Annotated in this window: 17 protein-coding genes and 2 riboswitches; of the genes, 11 read left to right on the forward strand and 6 right to left on the reverse strand. The window is 70.9% G+C overall.

The features are described from left to right. Positions 1 to 2 precede the first annotated feature (2 nt). From IEZ04_RS22075 to gcvT, 6 genes are all read right to left on the reverse strand, one after another. A complete protein-coding gene (locus tag IEZ04_RS22075; protein ID WP_189218688.1) occupies positions 3 to 497 on the reverse strand; it encodes a Pycsar system effector family protein in 495 nt (164 codons plus the stop codon). A 235-nt stretch (positions 498 to 732) separates the two neighbouring features. Then, positions 733 to 1,290 (reverse strand): glycoside hydrolase family 25 protein, encoded by a 558-nt coding sequence (locus IEZ04_RS22080; RefSeq protein ID WP_189218689.1) that lies wholly within the window; start codon positions 1,288 to 1,290, stop codon positions 733 to 735. A 108-nt stretch (positions 1,291 to 1,398) separates the two neighbouring features. After that, positions 1,399 to 2,766, reverse strand: coding sequence for an L-serine ammonia-lyase (locus IEZ04_RS22085; protein ID WP_189218690.1), 1,368 nt, complete (start codon positions 2,764 to 2,766; stop codon positions 1,399 to 1,401). Between the two features lie 85 nt (positions 2,767 to 2,851). After that, positions 2,852 to 4,132 carry a serine hydroxymethyltransferase gene (gene glyA, locus IEZ04_RS22090; protein ID WP_189218691.1) on the reverse strand — a complete coding sequence of 427 codons (1,281 nt, stop codon included), beginning with the start codon at positions 4,130 to 4,132 and terminating at the stop codon, positions 2,852 to 2,854. A gap of 15 nt (positions 4,133 to 4,147) precedes the next feature. Further along, positions 4,148 to 4,525, reverse strand: coding sequence for a glycine cleavage system protein GcvH (gene gcvH / locus IEZ04_RS22095; RefSeq protein WP_189218692.1), 378 nt, complete (start codon positions 4,523 to 4,525; stop codon positions 4,148 to 4,150). Positions 4,526 to 4,711: 186 nt separating this feature from the next. Beyond that, a complete protein-coding gene (gcvT, locus tag IEZ04_RS22100; RefSeq protein WP_189218693.1) occupies positions 4,712 to 5,830 on the reverse strand; it encodes a glycine cleavage system aminomethyltransferase GcvT in 1,119 nt (372 codons plus the stop codon). Between the two features lie 70 nt (positions 5,831 to 5,900). Beyond that, a riboswitch (glycine riboswitch) is annotated at positions 5,901 to 6,018 on the reverse strand. Beyond that, positions 6,019 to 6,130, reverse strand: a riboswitch (glycine riboswitch). It lies immediately after the preceding riboswitch. Between the two features lie 220 nt (positions 6,131 to 6,350). Here gcvT and IEZ04_RS22105 point away from each other — a divergent pair. The 11 genes from IEZ04_RS22105 to IEZ04_RS22155 all read left to right on the forward strand — a co-directional run bounded on the left by IEZ04_RS22105 (position 6,351) and on the right by IEZ04_RS22155 (position 19,333). Continuing rightward, positions 6,351 to 7,037 carry an AAA family ATPase gene (locus tag IEZ04_RS22105; protein WP_189218694.1) on the forward strand — a complete coding sequence of 229 codons (687 nt, stop codon included), beginning with the start codon at positions 6,351 to 6,353 and terminating at the stop codon, positions 7,035 to 7,037. Between the two features lie 78 nt (positions 7,038 to 7,115). After that, a complete protein-coding gene (locus IEZ04_RS22110) occupies positions 7,116 to 7,907 on the forward strand; it encodes an enhanced serine sensitivity protein SseB (RefSeq protein WP_189218695.1) in 792 nt (263 codons plus the stop codon). Positions 7,908 to 8,260: 353 nt separating this feature from the next. Beyond that, positions 8,261 to 9,052 (forward strand): enhanced serine sensitivity protein SseB C-terminal domain-containing protein, encoded by a 792-nt coding sequence (locus IEZ04_RS22115; protein WP_189218696.1) that lies wholly within the window; start codon positions 8,261 to 8,263, stop codon positions 9,050 to 9,052. Between the two features lie 633 nt (positions 9,053 to 9,685). Further along, the gene (locus IEZ04_RS22120) at positions 9,686 to 10,684 is read left to right on the forward strand and encodes an ABC transporter permease (protein WP_189218697.1); all 999 of its coding nucleotides are present in this window, start codon (positions 9,686 to 9,688) and stop codon (positions 10,682 to 10,684) included. 68 nt (positions 10,685 to 10,752) lie between these two features. Further along, complete coding sequence (locus tag IEZ04_RS22125; protein WP_189218698.1) at positions 10,753 to 12,504, forward strand: ABC transporter substrate-binding protein; 1,752 nt, start codon at positions 10,753 to 10,755, stop codon at positions 12,502 to 12,504. Positions 12,505 to 12,573: 69 nt separating this feature from the next. Continuing rightward, entirely contained in the window at positions 12,574 to 13,581 is a 1,008-nt protein-coding gene (locus IEZ04_RS22130) for an ABC transporter permease (RefSeq protein WP_189218699.1), read from the forward strand. After that, complete coding sequence (locus IEZ04_RS22135) at positions 13,578 to 14,675, forward strand: ABC transporter ATP-binding protein (RefSeq protein ID WP_189218700.1); 1,098 nt, start codon at positions 13,578 to 13,580, stop codon at positions 14,673 to 14,675. Before IEZ04_RS22130 ends, IEZ04_RS22135 begins: the two co-directional genes overlap by 4 nt. Next, a complete protein-coding gene (locus IEZ04_RS22140) occupies positions 14,672 to 16,129 on the forward strand; it encodes an ABC transporter ATP-binding protein (protein WP_189218701.1) in 1,458 nt (485 codons plus the stop codon). Before IEZ04_RS22135 ends, IEZ04_RS22140 begins: the two co-directional genes overlap by 4 nt. 71 nt (positions 16,130 to 16,200) lie before the next feature. Continuing rightward, the gene (locus tag IEZ04_RS22145) at positions 16,201 to 16,932 is read left to right on the forward strand and encodes a trimeric intracellular cation channel family protein (protein WP_189218843.1); all 732 of its coding nucleotides are present in this window, start codon (positions 16,201 to 16,203) and stop codon (positions 16,930 to 16,932) included. Between the two features lie 26 nt (positions 16,933 to 16,958). Further along, positions 16,959 to 17,804, forward strand: a complete 846-nt coding sequence (locus tag IEZ04_RS22150; protein ID WP_189218702.1) for a thioesterase family protein — start codon at positions 16,959 to 16,961, stop codon at positions 17,802 to 17,804. A gap of 359 nt (positions 17,805 to 18,163) precedes the next feature. Continuing rightward, positions 18,164 to 19,333, forward strand: a complete 1,170-nt coding sequence (locus IEZ04_RS22155; RefSeq protein WP_189218703.1) for a cysteine desulfurase family protein — start codon at positions 18,164 to 18,166, stop codon at positions 19,331 to 19,333. The last annotated feature ends 8 nt before the right edge of the window (positions 19,334 to 19,341 follow it).

Here is a 19,341-nt window from a genome sequence, read left to right on the forward strand (position 1 = left end):
CCTCAACCCAGCAGCCAGGCGAGTGCGGTGACGATCACACCCGCGACGGCGAGCACGAGTGACTGCCGCACCCGCTGGTGCTTCGCCCAGGCGATCCGGCTCATCTCCACCAGCTGACAGGCCAGGGACATCAGCGGAGAGGTGGTCGTCAGCTTCTCGGCGAGGTGCTCGGGGTCCCAGTGCCGTACATCGCCGAAGTACACGAAGTGCTGGTCCGCATCGCGCTCATGCCGCGGTTGCAGTCTCGGGCTGACCACGGACACGGACGCCAGGGCAGCGAGTGCGAGCAGCGCCACACCCGACCAGAACAGCACCGCGGGTGCCGTGCCCTCCAGCCGCCCCGGGCGGTGTCCGGGCCCGGACAGAGCGACCACCGCACCCAGGAGCGCCGACTCCAGGGTGAGCGCGAAACCGGCCTTCGCGTCCACCTTCCCCGTCCAGTCGGCCAGCGCCGCGTGGATTCGCCAGGCCGTCTCCACCGGATCGGTCTCCGTCATGGGGCCCGCCCCCTCATCGACCGCATCGGAACGGCGTGAGCGTGGTCCGGTGACGATCACCGTGGAGCCCGATCACCTCCGGGAGACCACGCCACGCCGAGGAGCCGGTGCGGCCCGTCCGGCCGGATCGGTACGGGCAGCCGCGCGACGGCGGGCGGACCGCATCGTGCAGACCTGCTCAGTCTGGCGCGCGAGAGCGGCACGCGGAACCGGCTCCGTCGGATGGGCGGTCGGTTCAGGCGGCCCCGGCCCACTGCCGCAGCGCCGCCTCGCTGGGGAAGTTGCCGACGTTCTTGTCCACCGGGTTGTCGGTGTACTGGTGGAAGACCCAGGCGGCTCGGATGCGGGGCTTGCCGGCGCTCACGTAGTCGGCGATCCAGAGACCGTCACCGGCGTACGAGGTGGTGTCCCGGTTCAGCCAGAAGTCGCGGTTGCAGTAGAGCACGACCTTGTGGTCCGGCCGCAGCGCCTTGACCTTCCGGATGAAGCGGTCCTTCTCCGCGTTGCTCGCGTGCGTGCCGCTGCCCGTCGTCTCCCAGTCGAGGGCCAGGACGTCACCGGCCCGCTCCGGGGCCTTGGCGACGAAGTACTCGGCCTGGGCGTCGATGTTGCCGGGCCACAGGAAGTGGTAGAAGCCGACGACACAGTCCGCGTCACGGGCGGTCTTCGTCTGCGCGGCGAGCTTCGGGTTGACGTACGACCGGCCCTCCGTCGCCTTGACGAAGACGAAGTGCAGGCCGTCGGTGCCGTAGGAATGGGGCTGGTACGAACTGACATCTATGCCGCGGAGCATGCGGGGGGAACTCCTCTGCGCTGTGCATTGGGCGATGTGTACGTTGTCGTACGGAAGAGGGCCCCTAAATCATTCAAAGTCGCCCGGTGCGATTCCCGGTACGGCCTCTCAGCACTCGATGATGTTCACCGCGAGCCCGCCCCGCGCCGTCTCCTTGTACTTCACCGACATGTCCGCGCCCGTGTCCTTCATCGTCTTGATGACCTTGTCCAGGGACACCTTGTGGGTGCCGTCGCCGCGCATCGCCATGCGGGCCGCCGTGACCGCCTTGACCGCGGCCATGCCGTTGCGCTCGATGCACGGGATCTGGACCAGGCCGCCCACGGGGTCGCAGGTGAGGCCGAGGTTGTGCTCCATGCCGATCTCGGCGGCGTTCTCCACCTGCTCGGGGGTGCCGCCCAGCACCTCGGCCAGGGCGCCCGCCGCCATCGAGCAGGCCGAGCCGACCTCGCCCTGGCAGCCGACCTCCGCGCCGGAGATCGAGGCGTTCTCCTTGAAGAGCATGCCGATCGCGCCGGCGGCCAGCAGGAAGCGGACCACGCCGTCCTCGTCCGCGCCCGGCACGAAGTCCATGTAGTAGTGCAGGACGGCGGGGATGATGCCCGCGGCGCCGTTGGTCGGCGCCGTCACCACCCGGCCGCCCGCCGCGTTCTCCTCGTTCACGGCCATCGCGTACAGGGTGATCCACTCCATGGCGCGGGCCGCCGCGTCGCCCTCGGCGCGGAGCTGGCGCGCCGTGACGGCCGCGCGGCGGCGGACCCGCAGGCCGCCCGGCAGGATGCCCTCGCGCGACATGCCGCGGGCCACGCACTCCCGCATCACCCGCCAGATCTCCAGCAGCCCGGCGCGTATCTCCTCCTCGGTGCGCCAGGCGCGCTCGTTCTCCAGCATGAGGGAGGAGATGGACAGGCCCGTCTCCTTGGTGAGGCGCAGCAGCTCGTCGCCCGTGCGGAAGGGGTACTTCAGCGCCGTGTCGTCGAGCACGATGCGGTCCGCCCCCACCGCGTCCTCGTCCACGACGAAGCCGCCGCCCACCGAGTAGTACGTCTTCGTCAGGAGTTCGGCGCCCTGCGCGTCGTACGCCCACAGGGTCATGCCGTTGGCGTGGTAGGGGAGCGTCTCGCGGCGGTGCAGGACCAGGTCGTCGTCGTAGGCGAAGGGACTCTCGTGGTCGCCCAGCAGGGCGATCCGCCCCGTCTCCCTGATCCGCTCCACCCGCTCGTCCGCCGTCTCCACGTCCACCGTGCGCGGCGAGTCGCCCATGAGGCCGAGCAGGACCGCCTTGGGGGTGCCGTGGCCGTGGCCGGTCGCGCCGAGGGAGCCGTACAGCTCCGCGCGCACCCGGGCGGCCGAGGGGAGCAGCCCCTCGTTCCGCAGGCGGCGGGCGAACATGCGTGCGGCGCGCATCGGGCCGACCGTGTGCGAACTCGACGGGCCGATGCCGACCGAGAACAGGTCGAAGACCGAGATGGCCACGGGAACTCCTAGGAAAGGGTGGTGCAGGTGACGGGGTGCCCCGCCCGCCGGGAGCGGGCGGGGCACCCCGAGGGAGGTGGTGCGGCTACTTGGCCGGGCCGGCGTAGAGCGGGTGCTTCTCCGCGAGCGCCGTCACCCGGGTCCGCAGGGCCGCCGCGTCGGCGGCCCCGAAGGGAGAGGGCGCCTTCAGCGCCTCCGCGATGACGTCGGCGACCTCGGCGAAGTCCTCGGCGGTGAAGCCGCGGGTGGCGAGCGCCGGCGTGCCGATGCGCAGGCCCGAGGTCACCATCGGCGGCCGCGGGTCGTTGGGCACCGCGTTGCGGTTGACCGTGATGCCGACCTCGTGGAGGCGGTCCTCGGCCTGCTGCCCGTCCAGCTCGCTCTCGCGCAGGTCGACGAGGACCAGGTGCACGTCGGTGCCGCCGGACAGGACGGAGACGCCGTGCTCGCGGACGTCGTCCGCGACCAGCCGCTCGGCCAGGATGCGGGCGCCGTCCAGGGTCCGCCGCTGACGGTCCTTGAACTCCTCCGAGGCGGCGACCTTGAACGCGACCGCCTTGCCCGCGATCACGTGCTCCAGCGGACCGCCCTGCTGACCGGGGAAGACCGCCGAGTTGATCTTCTTGGCGAGCTCGGCCGTGCTGAGGATGACGCCACCGCGCGGGCCGCCCAGCGTCTTGTGCGTGGTGGTCGTCACGACGTGGGCGTGCGGCACCGGGTTCGGGTGCAGGCCCGCCGCCACCAGACCGGCGAAGTGCGCCATGTCGACCATGAGGTACGCGCCGACCTCGTCCGCGATCCGGCGGAAGGCGGCGAAGTCGAGCTGCCGCGGGTACGCCGACCAGCCGGCCACGATCAGCTTCGGACGGGACTCCTTGGCGAGCCGCTCCACCTCGGCCATGTCGACCTGACCGGTGGCGTCGTCCACGTGGTACGCGACCACGTCGTACAGCTTGCCGGAGAAGTTGATCTTCATGCCGTGGGTCAGGTGCCCGCCGTGCGCGAGGTTCAGGCCCATGATCGTGTCACCGGGCTTGAGCAGCGCGAACATCGCGGCCGCGTTGGCCTGGGCGCCCGAGTGCGGCTGGACGTTGGCGTGCTCGGCGCCGAAGAGCTCCTTGACGCGGTCGATCGCGATCTGCTCGACCACGTCGACGTGCTCGCAGCCGCCGTAGTAGCGGCGGCCCGGGTAGCCCTCGGCGTACTTGTTGGTCAGCACCGAGCCCTGGGCCTCCATGACCGCCACCGGAGCGAAGTTCTCCGAGGCGATCATCTCCAGGGTGGACTGCTGGCGGTGCAGCTCGGCGTCGACGGCGGCGGCGACGTCCGGGTCCAGCTCGTGCAGGGGTGTGTTCAGGAGCGACATGTGCGGGACGACCTCTCAGCCGGCGGAGAAAGCGGCGTACTCGTCCGCGGTGAGCAGGTCCTCCGGCTCCTCCGCGACGCGTACCTTGAACAGCCAGCCGCCCTCGAAGGGGGCGGAGTTCACCAGCGACGGGTCGCTGACCACGTCCTCGTTGATCTCGGTGACCTCACCGGTGACCGGGGCGTAGAGATCGCTGACGGACTTGGTGGACTCCAGTTCGCCGCAGGTCTCGCCCGCGGTCACCGTGGAGCCCACGTCCGGGAGCTGGGCGTAGACGACGTCGCCGAGCGCGTTGGCCGCGAACTCGGTGATGCCGACCGTCGCGACGCCGTCCTCGGCGTCCGACAGCCACTCGTGCTCCTTGCTGTAGCGCAGCTGCTGGGGGTTGCTCATGGCTTGAATTCTCCTGTACGCGGGGTACTGGTCGGACCTGGGGAACTACTGGAAGCGCAGGTGAGCAGGGGAAATGTGCCCGGTCTCACAAAAGGTCACAGAGCGGACCGGGGGCGTCCCCGCTTCCTGCCGCTGCCGTCTGGTGCTGCTTCTCGCTGCTTCTCGCTGCTTCCGGCCGGCTTCCGGCTACTTCCGGCGCCGGTAGAACGGCAGCGCCACGACCTCGTACGGCTCGTGGGTGCCCCGGATGTCGACGCCGACCCCTGCCGTGCCGGGTGCGGCGTGCGCGGCGTCGACGTACGCCATGGCGATCGGCCGGCCGAGGGTGGGGGAGGGCGCGCCGGAGGTGACCTCGCCGATCACCTCGCCGCCCGCGACGACCGCGTATCCCGCGCGCGGGACGCGGCGGCCCTCGGCGACCAGGCCGACGAGCACGCGCGGGGGGTTCTGCTCGGCCCGGGCGGCGGCCTCGGCCAGCGCCGCGCGCCCCACGAAGTCCGCCTCCTTGCCGAACTTCACGACCCGGCCGAGCCCCGCGTCGAACGGGGTCAGCCCGGTGGACAGCTCGTGCCCGTACAGCGGCATGCCCGCCTCCAGGCGCAGCGTGTCCCGGCAGGACAGCCCGCACGGCACCAGGCCCGCGGCGGAGCCCGCGTCGGTGAGCGCCTGCCACAGCTTCTCCGCGTCGGCGGGGGCCACGAACAGCTCGAAGCCGTCCTCGCCGGTGTACCCGGTGCGGGCGATCAGCGCGGGGACGCCCCCGACGGTGCCGGGCAGGCCGGCGTAGTACTTCAGGCTGTCGAGGTCGGCATCGGTGAGGGTCTTGAGGATGCCCGGGGACTCCGGGCCCTGTACGGCGAGCAGCGCGTACGCGTCGCGGTCGTCGCGCACCTCGGCGTCGAAGCCCGCGGACCGCTCGGTGAGCGCGTCCAGCACCACCTGCGCGTTGGAGGCGTTGGCGACCACCATGTACTCGGTCTCCCGCAGCCGGTACACGATCAGGTCGTCGAGGATGCCGCCGTCCTCGCGGCAGATCATCGTGTAGCGGGCGCGGCCGACCGCCACGGCGCCGAGGTCGCCGACCAGGGCGTGGTCCAGCAGGGCGGCGGCCTGCGGACCGGTCACCGTGATCTCGCCCATGTGCGAGAGGTCGAACAGGCCGGCCCGGGTGCGCACGGCGAGGTGCTCGTCGCGCTCGGAGCCGTACCGCAGGGGCATGTCCCAGCCGGCGAAGTCGGTCATCGTGGCGCCGAGCGCGCGGTGCACGGCGTCCAGCGCGGTACGGCGGAGGGGGCTGCTGCTCATGGGGGTGCTCCCAGGGCGACGGGGGTCCCCGCGCGGGCGCGAGCGGGCACGGGGGAGGGACGAGAAACGTTCCTCCCCATCTGTCATCGGAACCTGAGAGGTTCGCCCCGACACGCCGACCGCCGTCGGTCGCGTCGTGGCTTGCACCTTGGGTGGGACCGCCGGGGCGGCCCGCTTTTCAGATGTGCCTCGCCCGCGCGGTAACGGGGCCTGAGAGATTCAAGGGAGGGACTTGCTCCTTCGGCGTCCCGGGAACAGCGGCGGACAGCGGCTGACCGGGAACTCTCCCGCGCGGATTCAAGCGGCCGGTATGCAGTTGGCGGGCACATCATTGCACGCATCGGCGCGTCGCGGCAGAGGGGTCCCTCGCGGCCCGGAAAGTGGAATCCGCACACCCTCTGGACAGCCTCCCCAGGAGGACACAGCGTCCTGTAGCAGGGCTGTGGCAGTACAGGGACGGGATCGGAAACACCGCGCATTACCTTCTCTTTACACTCGACGGGGATGGGTTCCCATACCCATGGGGAGGACGATCACGGTGAACAGGACCACGGCGTGCGCCACGACTACCGGCCTCCCACTGCCCGGGCAGCCGGCCGGCCAGGCGCTCGGAGCGAGCGCCCCGTTCCCCCCGGCGGTCGTCCGCGACCTGAGGGAACGCTCGGGCCGCAGCCCCCACCAGCTCTCCTTCGGCTCCCACGACCTCGTCGTCGTCACCGGCCTCCCCGGCAGCGGCAAGTCGACGCTCATGCGGCGCGCGGTGCGCGGCGCGCGCATCGACTCCCAGGACACCCGCGACCGCTTCGACGCCCGGCTGGCCCGTCACCTGCCGTACGCCGTCTACCGCCCCCTCGTACGGCTCGCCCACTACGCGGGCCTGCACCGCGCCCTGCGCTCCGGCGCCGGCATCGTCGTGCACGACTGCGGCACCCAGGGCTGGGTGCGCGGCTGGCTCGCCCGGGAGGCGCGGCGCCGGGGCGGCACCCTGCACCTGCTGCTCCTCGACGTCACCCCGGGCGAGGCGCGCGAGGGCCAGCGGGCGCGCGGGCGCGGGGTCTCCCGTTACGCCTTCGCCCGGCACCGCGCGGTGACGTCCCGGCTGCTGCGCACGGTGGAGAAGGGGCGCCTGCCGGAGGGCTGCGGCTCCGCGGTGGTGCTGGACCGGCAGGCGGCCGAGGTGCTGAAGCGGATCGACTTCACGAGGTGACCGGCCGTACCCGTACGACGGAGTGGCCCATTAGGGTTTTCAGCCACAGCAGCGGTACGAGCAGGCGGTAGGCGGCAGATGGACTTCCCGGCGGACTTCCCAGCGGCGGACTTCCCGGCGCAGACGCACCCCCAGGGGCACGGCGGATGGCCCGGCAACGAACTGGAGGAGGTACTCGCGGCGTCGCTCGGGCAGCCGGGTGCCGGCGGCCGGATCGTGGAGGTCCTCGCCCGCAGCTTCCTCTGGGTCCCGCTGCCCGAGGGCGGCGGCCCCGACAGCGGCCCCCTCGACCTGCCCACGCTGCAGCTGGAGGGGCAGGTGTACGTGCCGGTCTTCAGCTCGGAGCAGCAGTTCCGGCAGGTCGTCGGCAGCCACATGTCGTTCACGGTCGCGCCCGCCGTGGAGTTCGCCCGCGGTCTGCTGCCGCAGGTCGGCATCGCGGTGAACCCGGACGGCACGGTGGGCGTGCCGCTGCCGCCGGCCGCCGTGGCCGAGCTCTGCCGGGCCGGGCGCAGCGAACTGGACGGCGCTGAGGGCGGGGCGCGGGTACGGCTGTTCGAGCCGGACTGGCAGGACGACCCGGTGGACTTCCTCGCCGCTGCCTCGGCGGAGTTCGCCGCGACCGGTGCGGTGCTCTCCGCCCGCCGCTGCCTGGCGGCCGTCGAGACCGCCGATCCGGTGATGTTCGTCGGTGTCGAACTGGCCTCCTGGGAGGTGGACCGCGCCGTACCGCTGGACGCGGTGGGCCGCGCGCTGGGCCGGACCGCGGTGAAGTACCCGGTGAACATGGTCTTCCTCGACGTGGCGCAGGATCCGGTGGGCGACTGGATGCGCGAGCGGGTGCGGCCCTTCTACCAGCACGGGTACTGATCCGCGGGCAGCGGTCCGCACGGCGCGTACCGGCGCGTGTGCCGGTGCGCGCGCGCCCGCACGGTCATCGCACGGCCCGGCGCACGTCGCCGACGCGCCGGTACCCCGTCGCACCAGTGGGTGGATACCTCCCGCGACGTGCGTCAAGTCGCTGTCAGAATGGACGATTACCCTGGTTTCATGGCTCGGAGGGACGAGGCCGTGCGCCGGAACCGGGGAACCCGGGAGCGTGCCCGGGCGATGCAGAATGGCTCGGCCGGGGTGTCGACGACTCCCGGCGGAGCGCCGGACGCGTCACCTCGGCCGTGTCCGGCGGGTTTCTACGTGATGGTGTGGCGAAGGGGCGGTAGAGGGTGAGCGCGTCGGGCACGGCCGCGGCCGGGCAGGTCGAGCACATGCTGCGCCAGGTGACGCCCGGGCGTTACGACGCCTACGAGGCACTCCTGCGCGTCCTCGCGACCCCCGCGTCCGGCCAGGTCTGGATGCTGCTGTGGCACGGCCAGGCCGGCTCCCCGGACGCCCAGTACGGGAACATGGAGGTGGACGGGCACAGCTACGCGCCCTGCGTCACCTCCGCCCAGGAGCTCTCCGCCAGCGGCTGGAACCGCTCCTACGAGGTGGTCGACGGCCTCGACGTGGCCCGCACCCTCTACCCCGACCACTACGGCCTGTGGCTGAACCCGCACGCGCCGGGCGGCGGCGTCGGCATCCCCTGGCCCGATCTGCGCCGCATCGCCACGGGCCTGGACCGGCAGCCCGCGGGCCCGCTCCGGCTCGCCGAGCCCGGCATCGAGATCCCGCAGTTCTACGCCCTGCTCACGCAGAACGCCCACCGCACCCCGGCGGTCCGCTCGCTGCGCCGCGCCTGGGTGCAGCCCGCGCTCGGCGCGCCGTACCTGGCCATCGGGCTCGACGTGTACGACACCTCGCCGGCCGCCGTCGACTCCGTCCGCGCGATGATGCAGCAGTCCATCGGTGCCGTACCGGACGGGCTGCCCGTCTCGACGGTCGCGATGTCCGACGGCGACGACCCGGTGGCGATGTGGCTGCGCGCCAACGCCCGCCCCTTCTACGACCGCGAGGCCCACGCGGCCCCCGCCCAGGCCCCGGCCGGCGGAGGCTACGGCTACCCGGGCGCGTACTGACCCGACTCCCGGGACCTTCTCCGCCCCGCGCGGAACTCCCGCGCCCGCGCACCGGACCGCGACGCTCTCCGCGCCGGCCCCTGACCCACGCGCTCCGGCCGCTGACCGTGCCGCGCACCGAGCCGCGCGCCGGCGTGGCGTCCCAGGACCGCGTGCCCCGCGCATGGCGCCGGGTCCGCCCCGCGCACCGAGCCGCGTCCACCCCGCGTACCCGCCGCGATCTCATTCCCTGACACCGTTTCACAGTGCCTCCACAGATCCTCCGGACCTTTGGTGATGCGATGTCCGGATCTACGCGGGTAAATGTGACAGACAACCCCTTGCGCCCCAACTGCCCCGTGTCCGACCCCCGTTCATCCGCGTCCGGATAACGGAAAACCCAGCACAGCATCACGGTTGTGCATACTTTCCCCGTCACATCTGGCGGGTGATCGTGACGGCCCTGAAGACTCGCCCATCATGGCGTGGGGTCCTTGCGACCCGAGCGCGAGTCTCGGGGGAGACATCGACTGGCGCAGGCATGTCCCGGCATCCCGGGGCATCATCCAAGGGCACTGCGCGGCAACAGAGAGCCAGGCCGTACAGCGGCGTGCAGTAAGCCGGTGACCACCGGCGAGAAGGGGCAAGGCACTTGTGACGGCACCGATCGAGACCACGGGATCGCAGGCCGAGGCCCAGCCCGAAGCCGTCCTGGCGGGCGTCGAGGCCAAGAAGATCGAGGGCCGGTCCCTCGGGCAGATCGCCTGGACCCGCTTCAAGCGCGACAAGCTGGCGATGGCGGGTGGCATCGTTGTCGCCCTGCTGATCCTCACAGCCGTGCTCTCCCGCCCGCTCCAGGCGTTGCTCGGCCTCGACCCGAACGAGTTCCACCAGGACCTCATCGACCCCAGCACCACCCTCCCCAAGGGCGACTTCGGCGGCATGAGCTGGGAGCACCCGCTCGGCGTCGAGCCGAAGTTCGGGCGCGACATCCTCGCCCGCATCCTGGAGGGCTCCTGGGTCTCCCTCGTCGTCGCCTTCGGCGCGACGCTCCTGTCCAACGCGATCGGCACCGTGCTGGGCCTGATCGCGGGCTACTACGGCGGCCGGGTCGACACGATCATCAGCCGCCTGATGGACACCTTCCTCGCCTTCCCGCTGCTGCTCTTCGCCATCGCCATCTCGGCGACCCTGCAGGGCGGCGCGTTCGGCCTCAACGGACTGCCGCTCCACCTCCTGGTGCTGATCTTCGTCATCGGCTTCTTCAACTGGCCGTACATGGGCCGTATCGTCCGCGGACAGACGATGGCCCTGCGCCAGCGCGAGTTCGTGGACGCCTCCCTGGGCCTGGGCGCCAAGGGCCCGTACATCCTCTTCAAGGAACTGCTGCCGAACCTGGTCGCGCCGATCATCGTCTACTCGACGCTGCTGATCCCGACCAACATCATTTTCGAGGCCTCGCTCAGCTTCCTCGGTGTCGGCATCCAGCCGCCGCAGGCCTCGTGGGGCGGGATGCTCAACCAGGCCGTCGACTTCTTCGAGGTCGACCCGCAGTACATGATCGTTCCCGGTCTCGCCATCTTCATCACCGTCCTGGCCTTCAACCTCCTGGGTGACGGCCTGAGGGACGCCCTCGACCCCCGCAGCCGCTGACGTCTGCGGTCGCGGCCGGTGCCGCGTCCAGCCAACGTGTCCAACCTACGAAGAGGAATCCACCCACCATGCGAAGGTCAGTAATCGCCGTCGCCGCGGCCATAGGCAGCGCCAGTCTCGTGCTGTCGGGCTGCAGCAAGGCCGAGGACAACGGGGACAGCGGGACGAAGGCTGCCGGGGCCGACGCGGCGACCAAGGGTGTCGTCAACGCCTCCACCGAGAAGGGCGGCACGGTCACCTACGCGATGTCCGACGTGCCGGACTCCTTCGACCCGGGCAACACGTACTACGGGTACATGTGGAACTTCGGCCGCCTCTACGCGCGTTCGCTGATGACGTACAAGCCGGGCGCCGGCACCGCGGGCAGCGAACTGGTCCCGGACCTCGCCGAGAGCGCGGGCGTGCCCAGCGACGGCGGCAAGACCTGGACGTACAAGCTGCGCGAGGGCCTCGTCTACGAGGACGGCACCCCGATCAAGTCCGCGGACGTCAAGTACGCCGTCGAGCGGTCCAACTTCGCGCGGGACACGCTCTCCCTCGGCCCGAACTACTTCCAGAACTACCTGGAGGGCGGCGACAAGTACGAGGGCCCGTACAAGGACAAGAGCGACAAGGGTCTGGAGTCCATCCAGACGCCGGACGACCGCACGATCGTCTTCAAGCTGAACCAGCCGTTCCAGGAGTTCGACTACCTGGCGGCGATGCTGCAGACGGCTCCGGTGCCCAAGGCCAAGGACACGGGCGTCGAGTACGAGAAGAAGATCATCTCCTCGGGTTCGTACAAGTTCGAGAGCTACGAGCAGGGCAAGCAGGCCGTCCTGGTCCGCAACGACAAGTGGGACGAGAAGACGGACCCGCTGCGCAAGCAGTACCCGGACAAGATCGTCGTCAAGCTGAAGCAGAACCCGGAGACGATCGACAAGGACATCCAGTCCGGCGCGATCATCGCCGACCTGGCCGGCACCGGCGTCCAGGCGTCGACCCAGGCCCAGGTGCTGAAGTCCGAGGACGCCAAGGCCGCCACCGACAACACCTACGGCGGCCGCCTCGTCTACATGGCGATCAACACCAAGGTCAAGCCGTTCGACAAGGTCGAGTGCCGCAAGGCCGTCCAGTACGCCGTCGACAAGGTCTCCGTGCAGACCGCGATGGGCGGCCCGGTCCGCGGTGACATCGCCACCACCGTGACCCCGCCGGACGTCACCGGCTACGAGAAGGCCGACGCCTACGCCTCCGAGGGCAACAAGGGCGACGTCGCCAAGGCCAAGGAGCAGCTGAAGGCCTGCGGCGAGGAGACCATCAAGACCAACATCACCGCGCGCAGCGACCGCCCGGGTGAGGTCGACGCGGCCACCGCGATCGTGGACTCGCTGAAGAAGGTCGGCATCGAGGCGTCGATCAAGCAGTACCCGTCGGGCAAGTACTTCACCGACTACGCGGGTGTGCAGAAGTTCACCGAGGACAACAACGTCGGCCTGATGATGATGCAGTGGGGCGCCGACTGGCCCAGCGGCTACGGCTTCCTGAACAACATCCTCAACGGTGCCGCGATCGGCGCGTCCGGCAACACCAACCTGTCCTACGTCGACAACAAGGAGATCAACGACCTCCTGAACAAGTCGATCCAGACCGAGGACAAGGCCGAGCGCGAGAAGCTCTACACCCAGATCGACCAGAAGGCGATGGACGAGGCCGTCATCGTGCCGCTGACCTACTTCAAGGTTCTGCTGTACCGCTCGCCGCACGCCACCAACGTGGTCTCGTCGGCGGCCTTCAGCGGTCAGTACGACTACCTCAACCTCGGTACCACCAAGAAGTAGCCCCGGAAGGCAGGTGAAGGCATTGGCGCCCGCGGGTCGCACAACCCGCGGGCGCCGGCGCCGGTCCCCGTGATCTCGTACATCATCCGCCGGGCGATCGCGGCAGTGGTCCTGCTGCTGGTCGTCACCGCGGTCACCTTCGGCATCTTCTTCGTGCTGCCGAAACTGGCCGGGCAGACCCCCGACCAACTGGCCGCCCAGTACATCGGCAAGAGCCCCTCGCCCGAGGACATCGCGGCGGTCAAGGCCAACCTCGGGCTCGACAAGCCGGTCTACGAGCAGTACTGGCAGTTCATCAAGGGGATCGTCGCAGGCGCCACCTACAACACCGGGCCCACCACCGTCCAGTGTGATATGCCCTGCTTCGGCTACTCCTTCAAGCAGCACATCGAGGTCTGGCCCCAGCTCGTCGACCGCCTCCCGGTGACCATCTCGCTTGCCGCGGGTGCCGCGGTGCTGTGGCTCGTCTCCGGTGTCATCACCGGTGTGATCTCCGCGCTGAAGCCCGGCTCGATCTTCGACCGCTCCGCGATGGGCGTGGCGCTCGCCGGCGTCTCGCTCCCCATGTTCTTCACCGGTCAGCTGGCCCTCCTCCTCTTCAGCTACCAGCTGGAGATCTTCGGCCGCACCTACGTGCCGTTCACCGAGAACCCCTCGCAGTGGGCGAACACGCTCTTCCTCCCCTGGTGCTCGCTGGCCCTGCTCTACTCCGCGATCTACGCGCGGCTCACCCGGTCCGGCATGCTCGAAACCATGAACGAGGACTTCATCCGCACCGCGCGGGCCAAGGGCCTGGGCGAGCGGAAGGTCGTCGTGAAGCACGGCCTGCGCGCCGCGCTCACGCCGATTGTTACGGTCTTCGGCATGGACATCGGCCTTCTCCTCGGCGGCGCGGTGATCACCGAGTCGGTCTTCTCGCTGCCCGGCATCGGCCAGTACGCCGTCCAGGCCATCACCGACAACGACCTGCCGCCGATCCTGGGCGTCACGCTGCTGGCCGCCTTCTTCGTCGTGCTCTGCAACCTGGTGGTGGACGTGCTGTACGCCACCGTCGACCCGCGCGTGAGGCTCTCGTGACCGACCAGACCAAGACCGGGGCCGCCGCCGTCAGTGAGCCCGTGCCCGCCTCGGCCGACCACAAGGCGTTCCTGGACGTGCGCGACCTGCGAGTGCACTTCCCCACCGACGACGGCCTGGTCAAGTCCGTCGACGGGCTCTCCTTCCAGCTGGAGAAGGGCCAGACCCTCGGCATCGTGGGCGAGTCCGGCTCCGGCAAGTCCGTGACCTCGCTGGCGATCCTGGGCCTGCACCGGCTCGGCGCCCGCGGCAAGAACGTGCAGATGTCGGGCGAGATCTGGCTCGACGGCAAGGAACTGGTCGGGGCCGACCCCGACGAGGTCCGCAGGCTGCGCGGCCGCGAGATGGCGATGATCTTCCAGGACCCGCTGTCCGCGATGCACCCGTACTACACGGTCGGCAACCAGATCGTGGAGGCGTACCGGGTCCACCACGACGTCCCCAAGAAGACCGCCCGCAAGCGCGCCGTCGAGCTCCTGGACCGCGTCGGCATCCCCGAGCCGAACAAGCGCGTCGACAGCTACCCGCACGAGTTCTCCGGCGGTATGCGCCAGCGCGCCATGATCGCCATGGCCCTGGTCAACAACCCCGAGCTGCTGATCGCGGACGAGCCGACCACCGCGCTCGACGTGACCGTGCAGGCGCAGATCCTCGACCTCATCCGGGACCTGCAGAAGGAGTTCGGCTCCGCGGTCATCATCATCACGCACGACCTCGGCGTGGTCGCCGAGATCGCCGACGACATCCTCGTGATGTACGGCGGACGCTGTGTGGAGCGCGGGCCCGTCGACAGGATCTTCTACGAGCCGCAGCACCCCTACACCTGGGGCCTGCTCGGTTCGATGCCCAGGATCGACCGCGAGCAGACCGACCGGCTCATCCCGGTCAAGGGCTCGCCGCCCAGCCTCATCAACGTCCCCTCGGGCTGCGCCTTCAACCCGCGCTGCCCGTACGCCGACGTCCCCAAGGGCAACATCACCCGCACGGAGCGCCCCGAACTGCGCGAGGTCGGCAGCCGGCACTTCACCGCCTGCCACATGGCGCAGGAGGACCGCACGCGGATCTGGAACGAAGAGATTGTGCCGAAGCTGTGAGTGACACCGACACCCGGGCAGGGACGACGGCCGTGACCGACACCGACGACAAACCGCTGCTCAAGGTCGAGGGCCTGGTCAAGCACTTCCCCATCAAGAAGGGCCTGCTCCAGCGGCAGACCGGGGCGGTCAAGGCCGTGGACGGCATCGACTTCGAGGTACGCCGCGGCGAGACCCTCGGTGTCGTCGGCGAGTCCGGCTGCGGCAAGTCGACCATGGGCCGGCTGATCACCCGGCTGCTGGAGCCGTCGGGCGGGAAGGTCGAGTTCGACGGCACCGACATCACGCACCTGGACACGGGCGGCATGCGGCCGTTCCGCCGCGACATCCAGATGATCTTCCAGGACCCGTACGGCTCGCTGAACCCGCGGCACACCATCGGCTCCATCGTCTCCGCGCCGTTCCGGCTGCAGAACGTGGAGCCCGAGGGCGGGGTCAAGAAGGAGGTCCAGCGCCTCCTGGAGCTGGTGGGCCTGAGCCCGGAGCACTACAACCGGTACCCGCACGAGTTCTCCGGCGGCCAGCGCCAGCGCATCGGCATCGCCCGCGCGCTGGCCCTCAAGCCCCGCATGGTCGTCGCCGACGAGCCGGTCTCCGCGCTCGACGTGTCCATCCAGGCGCAGGTCGTGAACCTGATGGACGACCTCCAGGACGAGCTCGGCCTGACGTACGTGATCATCGCGCACGACCTGTCCGTGGTCCGGCACGTCTCGGACCGCATCGCGGTGATGTACCTGGGCAAGATCGTGGAGCTGGCGGACGGCGCCGAGCTGTACAAGGCGCCGATGCACCCGTACACCAAGGCGCTGCTGTCGGCGGTGCCGATCCCGGACCCGAAGCGGCGGCACCAGAAGAGCGAGCGCATCCTGCTCAAGGGTGACGTGCCCTCGCCCATCGCGCCGCCGAGCGGCTGCCGCTTCCACACCCGGTGCTGGAAGGCGACGGAGATCTGCAAGACCACCGAGCCGCCGCTGCTGGAGGTCAGACCGGGCCGGCAGGTGGCCTGCCACCACCCGGAGAACGCCGAGGACCAGGCCCCGCAGGACACCGTGCTGCTGACCGCGGCGAAGGAGGCGGCGGAGCTGGTGCCCGAGGCGTCCGCGACCGCTTCCGCGAAGACGGAGCCTGCTGGGACGGCGGAGTCTTCTGGGACGGTGGAGTCTGTCGCGCAGGCAGAGCCTGTCGAGAAGACGGAGCCTGTCGAGAAGGCGGAGGCCGCCGCGAAGGCGAAGGTCGCCGAGAAGACGGAGCCTGTCGAGAAGACGGAACCTGCCGAGAAGGCGGAGGCCGCCGAGAAGACGGAGCCTGTCGAGAAGGCGAAGGTCGCCGAGAAGACGGAGCCTGTCGAGAAGGCGGAGGCTGCTGCGAAGGCGGAGGCCGCCGAGAAGACGGAACCTGCCGCGAAGGCGGAGGCCGCCGAGAAGGCCGAGGCTCCGGAGTCGGACGGCAAGTGACCATGCGGGTGTGACGCAGCCCCCACCTTGTTTCGCAAGGTGGGGGCTTGCTCTTGGGTGACCATTGGAAGGTGTTCCACTCACTCTTCAGCCCCTCGGTCCAGCACGCGATCGATCTGATCGGCATCTTCGTGTTCGCCATCTCCGGCGCGCTGCTGGCGGTGCGCAAGAACTTCGACGTGTTCGGCATGGCCGTCCTCGCCGAGGTCACCGCGCTGGGCGGGGGACTGTTCCGGGACCTGATGATCGGCGCCGTACCGCCCGCCGCCTTCACCGACCTCGGCTACTTCCTGACCCCCCTCCTCGCCACTGCCCTGGTCTTCTTCCTGCACCCGGAGGTGCAGCGGATCGAGACCGCGGTGAACGTGTTCGACGCGGCGGGACTCGGGTTGTTCTGCGTTGCGGGCACGGTGAAGGCGTACGACCACGGGCTGAACCTGACCGCCTCGGCCGCGCTGGGACTCGCGACGGCCGTCGGCGGCGGCGTGCTCCGTGACGTGCTCGCGAACGAGGTGCCCTCGCTGCTGCGCTGGGACCGCGACCTGTACGCCGTGCCCGCCATGGTGGGGGCCATCATGGTCGCCGTCTGTCTCCGTCTCGACGCGCTGAACGCCGTCACCTCCGGCCTGGCCGTGGTCACGGCGTTCGTGCTGCGGCTGCTCGCGCTGCGCTACCACTGGCGGGCGCCGCGCGCGTGGAACCGCAGGTCCACGGCGGTGACGGTGGAGGAGACCGACGACTCCGACCGCGCCGACGACTCCGACCGCGCAGACAACATGCCGCACTACGAAGCTACTGCTTAGTAATAGTTCTGTTGTACGGTACCGCCATGGTTCAGGCATCCCAGGCGACCATCGGCGACAGCGAGTTCGATCGTGACACGGCCCTGGTCCGACGTGACGAGGGCGTCTACGACATCGACCTGCCCGCCGGGTGGACGATCGCCGAGGCCGTCAACGGCGGCTACCTCCTCGCCGTCCTCGGCCGCGCCCTCGCGGACGCCCTGCCGCACTCCGACCCGTTCACCATCACCGCGCACTACCTGACCGCGTCCCGGCCGGGCCCCGCGGTGGTCCGCACGGACGTGGTCCGCACCGGCCGCACCCTGTCCACCGGCCAGGCGTCCCTCTACCAGACGGACGAGGCCGGCCACGAGGTGGAGCGCATCCGCGTCCTCGCCTCCTACGGCGACCTGGACGCCCTGCCCGACGACGTCCGCACCTCGGCCGTGCCGCCCGCGATCCCGCCCGTCGAGCAGTGCTTCGGCCCGAAGGACGGGCCCGCCCCGGCCTCGGGCAGCTCCCCCATCGCCGACCGGCTGATGATCAAGCTCGACCCGTCGACGCTCGGCTGGGCGCTCGGCGCCCCTTCCGGGAAGGGCGAGATGCGGGCGTGGTTCGGCCTCGCGGACGGCCGGGACGCGGACCCCTTCTCGCTGCTGCTCGCGGTGGACGCGCTGCCGCCCACCGCCTTCGAGCTGGGCCTGTCCGGGTGGGTGCCGACGGTCGAGCTCACGGTGCACGTACGGTGCCGGCCGGCGCCCGGTCCGCTGCGGGTGGCGATCACCACCCGCAACCTCGCCGGCGGCTTCCTGGAGGAGGACGCCGAGGTCTGGGACAGCGCGGACCGGCTGGTCGCCCAGTCGCGCCAGCTCGCGCGGGTGCGGCTGGGCTGAGAGCGCGCCGGCGCGCGGCCTCGTCCGCGTCCGGGCGAGCGTCGCGGGGTGTCGCCGTGCGGCTGATCCGTGTCTGCGAGCACGGCGTCGGCGTCCGGCCCGGTGCAAGGGGCGCGGTACGCGGCGGCCCGGCGCCCAGCGGTGAGCCACCGCCCGGTCCGAGGCGTGCGGACGGGTCCGAGGCGCGCGGCTTCTTCCGCGTCCGGTCGCGCGTCGCGGCCCGGCGCCCAGCCGTGCGCCATCGCTCAGTCGTGCGTCACCGCCCGGCCGGGCGCCGCACGGCACCGCGTGCGTCCGTCGGAGCCCGGCGCCATGTCGGCCGAGGAAGGTCCCGGGCACCGCCGTAGAATCGGGCCATCATGGCTTACCTCGATCACGCGGCGACCACCCCGATGCTCCCCGAGGCGGCACAGGCGATGACCGCCCAGCTCGGTGTCACCGGCAACGCCTCCTCGCTGCACGCGGCCGGCCGCAGGGCCCGCCGGACCGTCGAGGAGGCCCGCGAGACCCTCGCCGAGGCCCTCGGCGCCCGCCCCAGCGAGGTGGTCCTCACCTCCGGCGGCACGGAGGCCGACAACCTCGCCGTGAAGGGCCTGTACTGGGCCCGCCGCGCCGCGGACCCCGCCCGCACCCGTGTGCTCGCGAGCCCCGTCGAGCACCACGCCGTGCTGGACGCCGTGGACTGGCTCGGCGAGCACGAGGGCGCCACCGTCGAGTACCTGCCCGTCGACCCGTACGGCCGGGTGCACCCCGAGGCCCTGCGCGCCGCCATCGCCCGCAACCCCGACGACGTCGCCCTCGCCACGGTCATGTGGGCCAACAACGAGATCGGCACCGTCATGCCGGTCCGTGAACTCGCCGACGTGGCGGCGGAGTACGGCGTACCGCTGCACGCCGACGCCGTCCAGGCCTTCGGGCAGCTGCCCCTCGACTTCGGCGCCTCCGGCCTCGCCGCCATGACGGTCTCCGCGCACAAGATCGGCGGACCGTACGGCATCGGTGCGCTGCTCCTCGGCCGGGAGTACAGCCCCGTGCCCGTGCTGCACGGCGGCGGCCAGGAGCGCCATGTCCGCTCCGGCACCCTCGACGTCCCGGCCGTCGCCTCCTTCGCCGTGGCCGGCCGCCTCGCCGCCGAGCGGCGCGAGCGGTTCGCGCGGGAGATCGGGGACCTGCGCGACGAGCTGGTCACCGCGGTCCGCGCGGCCGTGCCGGACGCGATCCTCGGCGGCGACCCGTCCTCCGAGGGGCGGCTCCCGGCCAACGCCCACTTCCTGTTCCCGGGCTGCGAGGGCGACTCCCTCCTGCTGCTCCTCGACGCCCAGGGCATCGAGTGCTCGACCGGCTCCGCGTGCTCGGCGGGCGTCGCCCAGCCCAGCCACGTCCTCCTGGCCACCGGCACCGACCCGGGCCTGGCCCGGGGCACGCTCCGCTTCTCCCTCGGACACACCTCCACGCGGGAGGACGTGGAGGCGGTGGCGAAGGCGATCGGTCCGGCGGTGGAGCGGGCGCGCATGGCGGGGCTCAGCTAGCCCGGCGA

The sequence above is a fragment of the Streptomyces ruber genome (assembly GCF_014648075.1).
Lineage (GTDB): Bacteria > Actinomycetota > Actinomycetes > Streptomycetales > Streptomycetaceae > Streptomyces > Streptomyces ruber.